Raw genomic sequence first — 9,640 nt, 5'->3', positions numbered from 1 at the left:
GTCCGGCCCTCATGCGTGGCTGTGGACCCCCCCCCCTGTCCCCTCCCCCTAAGAATGGGGAGGGCGACCAAACCACCAGCGCCACGGTGAGCGTCTCCCTCCCCCTGTTCAGGGGGAGGGACAGGGGTGGGGGTCCCCAGCCACCAGCGTCAACGTAAAATCGCCTTGCGACTCCGGATCTCACGGCCCCACCGCCCGCCCGCCGGTCACCGCCACCGTCGTCCCCGTCACATACCCCGCCCCGTCCGACATCAGCCACAGCACCACCTCCGCCACCTCCTCGGCCGTTCCCGCCCGCCCCATCGGCACGCTCGGCCCCAGCTGCTGTGCCCGGTCCGGCGCCCCGCCTGCCGCGTGGAACTCGGTATCGATGATCCCCGGCCGCACCCCGTTGACCCGCACCCCCTCCGCCGCCACCTCGAGCGCGAGGCCCACGGTGAAGGTATCGATCGCCCCCTTGCTCGCCGCATAATCGGCATAGGCGCCCGCGCCACCGAGCTTGGCCGCCGCCGAGCTGATGTTGACGATCGCCCCGCCAGCTCCGCCATGCCCCGTCGACATCCGCCGCACCGCCGCCCCGGCGCACAGCACCGCCCCGGTGACATTGACCGCGAACATCCGGTTGAGCCGCTCCGCCGTCATCGCCTCGACGCGCAGCGCCGGCGCGATCATCCCGGCATTGTTGCAGAGCCCGGCGAGCCGCCCCATCCGGTCCGCCGCGGCAAAGATATGCTCGACATCCTCGGCAACGCTGACATCCCCCCGCACCGCCACCGCCTCGCCCCCGGCCCCGTGGATATCCGCACACACCGCCTCGGCCGCCGCGACGTTGCCGACATAATTGACCACCACGCCAAACCCCCGCGCCGCCCCCAACCGGCAAACCGCCGCCCCAATCCCCCGGCTCCCGCCAGTTACCACAAGTACTTTATCCGCCATGAGATTCCTCCGCTCTGCGGCAAGTGTAGCGGCTGCCGACCCGGATGCAAAAGCCCGAGGATGCCCCCCTTGCCTTCTCCCCTTGTGGGAGAAGGTGCCCGAAGGGCGGATGAGGGGTTCTCTCCGCGAACTCGCCGCCCGTCGCTTCGCTCCGGTCGCGCTACACGTCGTTACGCGGACCCCTCATCCGGCGCTGCGCGCCACCTTCTCCCCCAAGGGGAGCAGGCGGGCCGTTGGCATCGAGCCGAAAAAGCAAAGGCCCGCCGAAGCGGGCCCTTTCATTGCGTTGCTCGACCCCTCAAAGATCCAGCACCAGCCGCTCCGGCGCCTCGAGGCTTTCCTTCACCCGCACCAGGAACGTCACCGCCTCCTTGCCGTCGACGATGCGGTGGTCGTAGCTCAGCGCCAGGTACATCATCGGCCGGATCACGATCTCGCCCCCGACCACCACCGGCCGCTCCTGGATCTTGTGCATCCCCAGGATGCCCGATTGCGGCGCGTTGAGGATCGGCGTCGACATCAGCGAGCCATAGACGCCGCCGTTCGAGATGGTGAACGTCCCGCCCTGCATGTCGGCCATCGACAGCTGCCCGTCACGCGCCAGCTTCCCCAGCCGGGCGATGTCCTTCTCGATCCCGGCGATCGACAGCTGGTCCGCGTCGCGCACCACCGGCACCACCAGCCCGCGGTCGGTGCCGACGGCCACCCCGATATGGGCGTAGTTCTTGTAGACGATCTCGTCGCCGTCGATCTCGGCATTGACCGTCGGGATTTCCTTCAGCGCGTGCGTCACGGCCTTGGTGAAAAAGCCCATGAAACCGAGCTTCACGCCGTGCTTCTTCTCGAACAGCTCCTTGTAGGAGTTGCGCAGGTCCATTACCGGCTTCATGTCCACCTCGTTGAAGGTGGTGAGCATGGCGGCGGCGTTCTGCGCGTCCTTGAGCCGCCGCGCGATGGTCTGGCGCAGCCGGGTCATCTTCACCCGCTCCTCGCGCGCATCGTCCGCCGCATTGACCGGACCGCGTGCTTGGGCCGGCACTGCCGGAGCAGGAGCCGGCGCTGGCTCGGGCGCCTTCGCAACGGGTGCGGGGGCTGGGGTGGCAGCCGGTGCAGGCGCCGGAGCAGCCGTCGGTGCAGGGGCCGCAGCCGGCCGCGCCGCCGGGATCGGCTGAGCCACCGAACCGCCCGTCGCCGCCGGCATCGCGATGCTCGCCCCCGCCCCTGCCGCAACCGCAGCCACCGCGGGCTTCGCCATCGCCGCCAGCACGTCTTCCTTCAAGATCTGGCCGCGCCTGCCCGAGCCGTTGATATCGGCTTCCGACACGCCGCTCTCGGCCATCAGCTTCTGGGCGCTCGGCGCCGGCGCCATCGACGTCGCCGACCCGTTGCCGCCAGCGGGCTTGGGCGCCGGCTCGGCCGCCACCGCTGCCGGCTGCGGTACCTCGGCAGGCTTGGCCGCAGCAGCAGGCGCCGCAGCAGCTGCCGGAGCCGAAAGCCCCACCGCACCCGCCGCCCCAATCGCCCCGATCAGCGCCCCGACATTGACCGTGTCGCCCGGGTTCGCCGCGATCGATTCGAGCACGCCCGCGCTTGGCGCCGGCACCTCGATCGTCACCTTGTCGGTCTCGAGCTCCACCACCGGCTCGTCGGCCGCGACGGCGTCGCCCACCATCTTGAACCACTGGCCGATCGTCGCCTCGGTGACGCTCTCGCCCAGCGTGGGCACCCGGATCTCAGTCGCCATCAGTTTGGTCCTTCAGTTTTCTTTGCAGCGGGTCTGGTCGTGGTTGGCGCTACTTGGCGAACGCTTCTTCGAGGAAGGCCTGGAGCTGCTGCAGATGCGTGCGCATCAGCCCGGTCGCCGTCGCCGCCGAAGCCGCGCGGCCGACATAGCGCGGCCGGTCGCCCGGACGCCCCATCTGATCCATCACCCAGTCGATATAGGGCTGGACGAACGCCCAGGCGCCCATGTTCTTGGGCTCTTCCTGGCACCAGACGATCTCGGCGTTCTTGAACCGGTTGAGTTCGTCGAGCAAGGCCTTGGCCGGGAACGGATAGAGCTGCTCCAGCCGGAGCAGGTACACGTCGTTGATGCCGCGCTTCTCGCGATCCTCGAGCAGGTCGTAATAGACCTTGCCGGTGCAGAGGATCACCCGGCGGATTTCCTCGTCCGGCGCCAGCTTGATCGTCGTCTTGGGCACGCCCGGCGCTTCCGCGTCGTCCCACAGCAGCCGGTGGAACGTCGATTCCGGCCCGAACTCGACCAGCCCCGACACCGCCTTCTTGTGCCTGAGCAGCGACTTGGGCGTCATCAGCACCAGCGGCTTCCGGAAATCCCGCTTCATCTGGCGGCGCAGGATATGGAAGTAGTTGGCCGGCGTCGTGCAGTTGGCGACCTGCATGTTGTCTTCCGCGCAGCTCTGCAGATACCGCTCGAGCCGTGCCGACGAGTGCTCCGGCCCCTGGCCTTCATAGCCATGCGGCAGCAGCATCACGAGCCCCGACATGCGGAACCACTTGCGCTCGCCCGACGAGATGAACTGGTCGACCACCACCTGCGCGCCGTTGGCGAAATCCCCGAACTGCGCTTCCCACAGCGTCAGGGTCTTGGGCTCCGCCAGCGAATAGCCGTACTCGAACCCAAGCACCGCCTCTTCCGACAGCATCGAGTTCACCACCTCGTAGCGCGCCTGCTGCTCGGCGATGTTGTTGAGCGGCGTATAGGTCGCGTCGGTTTCCTGGTCATAGAGCACCGAGTGCCGCTGGCTGAACGTGCCGCGCTCGACGTCCTGCCCCGAGAGCCGGATCGGATGGCCCTCCTCGAGCAGCGTCGCGAACGCCAGCGCCTCGCCGGTGGCCCAGTCGATGCCTTCGCCCGACTCGATCGTCGCGAGCCGGTTGTCCATGAACCGCTTCACCGTCTTATGGGCATGAAAGCCCTCCGGCACGACCGACAGCTTGTGCCCGAGCTTTGCCAGGTCGACGGTGTCGACCCCCGTGTCGCCACGGCGCGGCCCCTCGACATCGGCGCGCTTCAGGTCCTTCCACACGCCGTCGAGCCAGTCCGTCTTGTTGGGGCGGAAATCCTGCCCCGCCTCGAACTCAGCTTCGAGATGCGCCCGCCAGTCGGCCTTCATCCGCTCGACGTCCTCGGCCGACAGCACGCCCTCGCCGATCAGCCGCTTCGAATAGATATCGAGCGTCGTCTCGTGGCTGCGGATCTTCGAATACATCAGCGGCTGGGTGAAGCTCGGCTCGTCGCCTTCGTTGTGCCCGAAGCGGCGATAGCAGAACATGTCGATGACCACCGGCCGCCCGAAACGCTGCCGGAACTCGGTCGCCACCTTCGAAACGTAGACCACCGCTTCCGGGTCGTCCCCGTTCACGTGGAACACCGGCGCCTCGATCATCTTGGCCACATCGGTCGGGTACGGCGACGAGCGCGAATACATCGGCGCCGTGGTGAAGCCGATCTGGTTGTTGATGACGAAATGGATCGAACCGCCCGTGCGGTGACCCTTCAGCCCCGAGAGCCCGAGGCATTCGGCGATCACGCCCTGGCCGGCAAACGCCGCATCGCCATGCAGCAGCAGCGGCATCACCACCGAGCGGTCGGTCTGGCGCGTATCCGGGATGAACCGGCCGTCGACCGCCGAGCGCTGGTCCTGCTTGGCCCGCGCCTTGCCCAGCACCACCGGGTCGACGATCTCGAGATGGCTGGGGTTCGCCGTCAGCGACAGGTGCACGTTGTTGCTGTCGAACTCGCGGTCCGCCGAAGCACCGAGGTGGTACTTCACGTCGCCCGAGCCTTCGACTTCCTCGGGGTAGAACGCCCCGCCCTTGAACTCGTGGAACAATGCCCGGTGCGGCTTCGACATCACCTGCGTCAAGACGTTCAGCCGGCCGCGATGCGCCATGCCGAGAACGATATCCTTCACCCCAAGCGCCCCGCCGCGCTTGATGATCTGCTCGAGCGCCGGGATCAGCGCCTCCGAGCCGTCGAGCCCGAACCGCTTGGTGCCGGTGAACTTGACGTCGAGGAACTTCTCGAAGCCCTCGGCTTCCACCAGCTTGTTGAGGATCGCCTTCTTGCCCTCGAGGGTGAACTTGATCTCCTTGTCCGGCCCTTCCATGCGCTCCTGGATCCAGGCCTTGGCCTCGGGATCAGAGATGTGCATGAACTCGACGCCGACCGTCGAGCAGTAGGTCCGCTTCAGGATCTCGACCATCTCGGGAATGGTCGCGTATTCGAGCCCGAGCACATTGTCGATGAAGATGCGGCGGCCATAGTCGGCCTCGGTGAAGCCGTAGCTCTTGGGGTCGAGTTCCGGCGCCGGTTCCTCGGCCCTGAGCTTCAGGGGGTCGAGATCGGCATGCAGGTGCCCCCGCATGCGGTAGGCCCGGATCATCATGATGGCGCGGATCGAATCGCGCGTCGCCTGCAACACGTCGACCGGGGTCGGCGCCGGGGTGCCCTCGGCCTTGGCCTTCTCGACCGCCGCCTTCTGCACCTTGACCTGGATATCGCCCCAGTTGCCGTCGAGCGCCGAGACCAGCTCGCCATTGGCCGGCTGCGGCCAATCGCGCCGTTGCCAGCTCGGGCCGTCTGCATTCTTGTCGATGTCGGTGGGGGTATCTTCGAGCCGGGCGAAATAGCCGGCCCAGGTGGGATCGATCGAGTTGGGGTCCGCCTTGTAGCGGGCGTAGAGCCCCTCGATGTAGTCGGCGTTGCCGCCGTAGAGGAACGAGGAAAGCAAGAACTGTTCGTTCTTTTCTTGTCGGGTCATGTCAAGCGTCGCGAGGCTTCTCGCCCCGCCATCCTTCTCAAACGCCCGGGATTTGCTCGACCGGGCTGCCAGCGCGCGGGCCCAAGCTGCCCGCAAGTCCTTTGTTTGACGTTAAGGCGCAGGTAACTTCCCGCGCCCCCATCACTCCCTCGCCCTCGCCTCAGCCTTTTAGAACGTCTGCGAGGGTTTGGCCAATCCTTGCAGGCGAACGCGACACCTTTATGCCCGCCTGTTCCATCGCCGCGATCTTGTCCTCGGCGCCGCCCTTGCCACCCGAGATCACCGCGCCGGCATGCCCCATGGTACGGCCCTTGGGGGCGGTCAGCCCCGCAATGAACCCCGCCATCGGCTTCTTCCGGCCGCGCTTGGCCTCGTCGATCAGGAACTGCGCCGCCTCTTCCTCGGCCGAACCGCCGATCTCGCCGATCATGATGATCGACTTGGTTTCGTCGTCCGCGAGGAACATCTCGAGCACGTCGATGAACTCGGTGCCCTTCACCGGATCGCCGCCGATCCCGACCGCGGTGGTCTGGCCGAGCCCGGCATTGGTGGTCTGGAACACCGCCTCATAGGTAAGCGTGCCCGACCGCGAAACAATGCCCACCGAGCCCTTCGAAAAGATCGAACCCGGCATGATGCCGATCTTGCACTCTTCCGGCGTCAGCACTCCCGGGCAGTTCGGCCCGATCAGCCGCGACTTAGATTTCTCCAGCGCCGCCTTGACCCGCACCATGTCGAGCACCGGCACGCCCTCGGTGATCGCGACGATCAGCGGAATTTCCGCCTCGATCGCCTCGAGCATCGCATCGGCCGCGCCCGCCGGCGGCACATAGATCACCGACGCATTCGCCCCGGTCCGCTCCTTGCCCTCGGCCACCGAGGCAAAGATCGGCAGCGCCGTTCCGTCGACCCCCGAAGTCCAGGTCTCGCCGCCCTTCTTGGGATGCGTGCCGCCCACCATCTTGGTGCCGTAATAGGCCAGCGCCTGCTCGGTATGGAACGTCCCGGTCTTGCCGGTCAGCCCCTGCACCAGAACGCGGGTGTCTTTGTTGACGAGGATGGACATTGATACTTCCTGGTGCCGTTCGGGTTTAGCTCAGCGGCTCTTGACCGCAGCGACGATCTTCTGCGCCGCATCGTCGAGATCGTCGGCCGAGATCACGTCGAGGCCGGATTCGTTGAGGATGGCCTTGCCCTCCTTGACGTTCGTACCCTCGAGACGCACCACCAGCGGCACCTGCAGTCCGACTTCCTTCACCGCCGCAATCACGCCCTCGGCGATGATATCGCAGCGCATGATGCCGCCGAAGATATTGACCAGGATGCCTTTGACCGCCGGGTCCGCGGTGATGATCTTGAACGCCGCCGTCACCTTCTCCTTGCTTGCCCCGCCGCCGACGTCGAGGAAGTTGGCGGGCTCGGCGCCATAGAGCTTGATGATGTCCATCGTCGCCATCGCAAGCCCTGCGCCGTTGACCATGCAACCGATATTGCCGTCGAGCGCCACATAGGCGAGGTCGAACTTCGAGGCCTCGATTTCCTTGGCGTCTTCCTCGGAAAGGTCGCGCAGCACCGCCAGTTCCGGATGCCGGAACGCAGCGTTGTTGTCGAAGCTCACCTTGGCATCGAGCACCCGCAAATGCCCGTTCCCCATGACGATCAGCGGGTTCACTTCGAGCAGCGACATATCGGTCTCGACGAACGCCTTGTAGAGCGCCGGAAACACCGCCTTCGCATCCTCGGCCGCCGCGCCCTCGAGCTTCAGCGCCCCGACGATCTCGGCCACATCCGCCTCGGTCACGCCCGCCGTCGGATCGATATCGACCGCGATGATCTTGTCGGGCGTGTCATGCGCCACCGCCTCGATATCCATGCCGCCTTCGGTCGAGACGACAAAGCTAACCCGCCCGGTCGAGCGATCGACCAAGAGCGAGCAATAGAGCTCCCGCGCAATGTCGGCGCCGTCCTCGATATAGAGCCGATTGACCTGCTTCCCCGCCGGGCCGGTCTGCTTGGTGACCAGCGTATGCCCCAGCATCTCGCGGGCATTCTCGGCCACTTCCGCCGCCGATTTCGCCAGCCGCACCCCGCCCTTGGCATCGGCCGGCAGTTCCTTGAACTTGCCCTTGCCGCGCCCGCCGGCATGGATCTGCGACTTCACCACATAGAGCGGCCCCGGCAGTTCCAGCGCCGCCGCCTCGGCCTCGTGCGGCGTAAACACCGCTACCCCGTCCGCCATCGGCAACCCATAGGTCTTGAGCAGCGCCTTGGCCTGGTGTTCGTGGATGTTCATTGCTGTCTACTGCCTCGCAGTTCTCTTCGGGACCAGCCCCGTCCACCGGGTCATTCCTGCGAAAGCAGGAACCTCTGTTTACGGTGGCGCGGCTCGGAACGGAGGTTCCCGCTTGCGCGGGAATGACCCGGTGAGGGCTGGAGCACCCAGCCCTGGCTCAATGTCTTACGCCAGCTTCGGCGCGATCTTCTTGCAGGCGTCCGTCAGCCCGACCACACCGGCGACCGACTTGTCGAACGCCTTCTGCTCCGAGCCGGTCAGCGAGATTTCGACCACCCGCTCGACCCCGCCCGCGCCGATGATCACCGGCACGCCTACATAGGTGCCCTTGACCCCGAATTCACCCTTGAGGAACGCCGCGCAGGGCAGCACCCGCTTCTTGTCCTTGAGATAGCTCTCCGCCATCTCGATCGCCGAAGCCGCCGGCGCGTAGAATGCCGAGCCGGTCTTCAACAGCCCGACGATCTCGGCGCCGCCATCTCGTGTGCGCTGGATGATCTGCTCGAGCTTTTCCTTGCTCATCCAGCCCATCTTCACGACGTCGGTGAGCGGAATGCCGCCCACCGTCGAGTAGCGCGCCAGCGGCACCATCGAGTCGCCATGCCCGCCGAGCACGAACGCCGTCACGTCTTCGACCGACACCTTCAGCTCTTCGGCAATGAAGAAGCGGAACCGCGCCGAGTCGAGCACGCCGGCCATGCCGACGACGCGATTGGTCGGCAGCCCCGAGAACTTCTGCAACGCCCACACCATCGCGTCGAGCGGGTTGGTGATGCAGATGACGAACGCTTCCGGCGCATACTTGGCGATCCCCGCGCCCACCTGCTCCATCACCTTCAAATTGATCTCGAGCAGGTCGTCGCGGCTCATGCCGGGCTTGCGCGGCACCCCGGCGGTGACGATCACCACGTCGGCGCCCTGGATATCCTTGTATTCCGAGGTCCCCTTGAGGCTCGAATTGAAGCCCATGACCGGGGCGGCCTGGTTGAGATCCAGCGCCTTGCCCTGCGGCACGCCGTCGACCACGTCGAACAGGATCACGTCGCCCAGTTCCTTGGTTGCTGCAAGCAGCGCCAAAGTGCCGCCAATCTGCCCCGCACCGATCAGAGCGATCTTCTTGCGCGCCATCCACCGAACCCCGTTTTGCTTATGCTGGAAATTGCGCGCCCCTATTAACCTTGAAGGGTGACGGGGGCAAGTCAGCCGTTGGGGTAACGACATCAAGGTGACCGGCATTGACGGAAAAGCCCGGGACACCTAATTATGACTACATGTAGTCACCGACGGAGGCGAACATGAAGCGCATGCAGTTGCGAGACGCCAAGGCCCACCTGTCGGAAGTGGTGGAATCGGCCATCCAGGGCGAGCCGGTCACCATCACCAGGCACGGCACACCCGTTGCCATGGTGGTCCCCTTCAGCAAGGGCGAGGAAATCTATCCTCCAAAGCCGAAGCTGAGTTTCGTCGAGCATCTTCTCGCCTTCCCGGGTGGCATCGACCTGGAGTTGGAACGCGATCACACGCCGCCGCGTGAGATCGATCTTTGAGCGGCTATCTTCTCGACACCTCTGTAGCCTCGATACTGGATCCCAGCCCACAGCCGAGTTCGAGGCATGGCTCA

Annotated in this window: 7 protein-coding genes; 1 reads left to right on the top strand and 6 read right to left on the bottom strand. The window is 65.9% G+C overall.

What is annotated here, in order from left to right; genetic code table 11:
• Positions 1-180: 180 nt before the first annotated feature.
• From JWQ89_RS21650 to mdh, 6 genes are all read right to left on the bottom strand, one after another.
• Entirely contained in the window at positions 181-939 is a 759-nt protein-coding gene (locus tag JWQ89_RS21650) for an SDR family oxidoreductase (protein WP_299644628.1), read from the bottom strand.
• Between the two features lie 298 nt (positions 940-1,237).
• Positions 1,238-2,683 carry a 2-oxoglutarate dehydrogenase complex dihydrolipoyllysine-residue succinyltransferase gene (gene odhB / locus JWQ89_RS21645; protein WP_299644626.1) on the bottom strand — a complete coding sequence of 482 codons (1,446 nt, stop codon included), beginning with the start codon at positions 2,681-2,683 and terminating at the stop codon, positions 1,238-1,240.
• A 49-nt stretch (positions 2,684-2,732) separates the two neighbouring features.
• Entirely contained in the window at positions 2,733-5,726 is a 2,994-nt protein-coding gene (locus tag JWQ89_RS21640; RefSeq protein WP_299644624.1) for a 2-oxoglutarate dehydrogenase E1 component, read from the bottom strand.
• Positions 5,727-5,886: 160 nt separating this feature from the next.
• The gene (gene sucD, locus JWQ89_RS21635) at positions 5,887-6,792 is read right to left on the bottom strand and encodes a succinate--CoA ligase subunit alpha (protein WP_299644623.1); all 906 of its coding nucleotides are present in this window, start codon (positions 6,790-6,792) and stop codon (positions 5,887-5,889) included.
• A gap of 30 nt (positions 6,793-6,822) precedes the next feature.
• Positions 6,823-8,019, bottom strand: coding sequence for an ADP-forming succinate--CoA ligase subunit beta (gene sucC, locus JWQ89_RS21630; protein ID WP_299644621.1), 1,197 nt, complete (start codon positions 8,017-8,019; stop codon positions 6,823-6,825).
• A 165-nt stretch (positions 8,020-8,184) separates the two neighbouring features.
• Positions 8,185-9,147, bottom strand: a complete 963-nt coding sequence (mdh, locus tag JWQ89_RS21625) for a malate dehydrogenase (RefSeq protein ID WP_299644620.1) — start codon at positions 9,145-9,147, stop codon at positions 8,185-8,187.
• Between the two features lie 167 nt (positions 9,148-9,314).
• On the opposite strand from mdh, the gene JWQ89_RS21620 reads away from it, so the two are divergent.
• Positions 9,315-9,566, top strand: coding sequence for a type II toxin-antitoxin system Phd/YefM family antitoxin (locus tag JWQ89_RS21620; RefSeq protein WP_299644618.1), 252 nt, complete (start codon positions 9,315-9,317; stop codon positions 9,564-9,566).
• Positions 9,567-9,640: the final 74 nt, after the last annotated feature.

The organism is Devosia sp. (genome assembly GCF_028290645.1).
Classification (GTDB): domain Bacteria; phylum Pseudomonadota; class Alphaproteobacteria; order Rhizobiales; family Devosiaceae; genus Devosia_A.
Note: the sequence above shows the minus strand (reverse complement) of the source record. Positions and strands in the feature narration are given on the sequence as shown.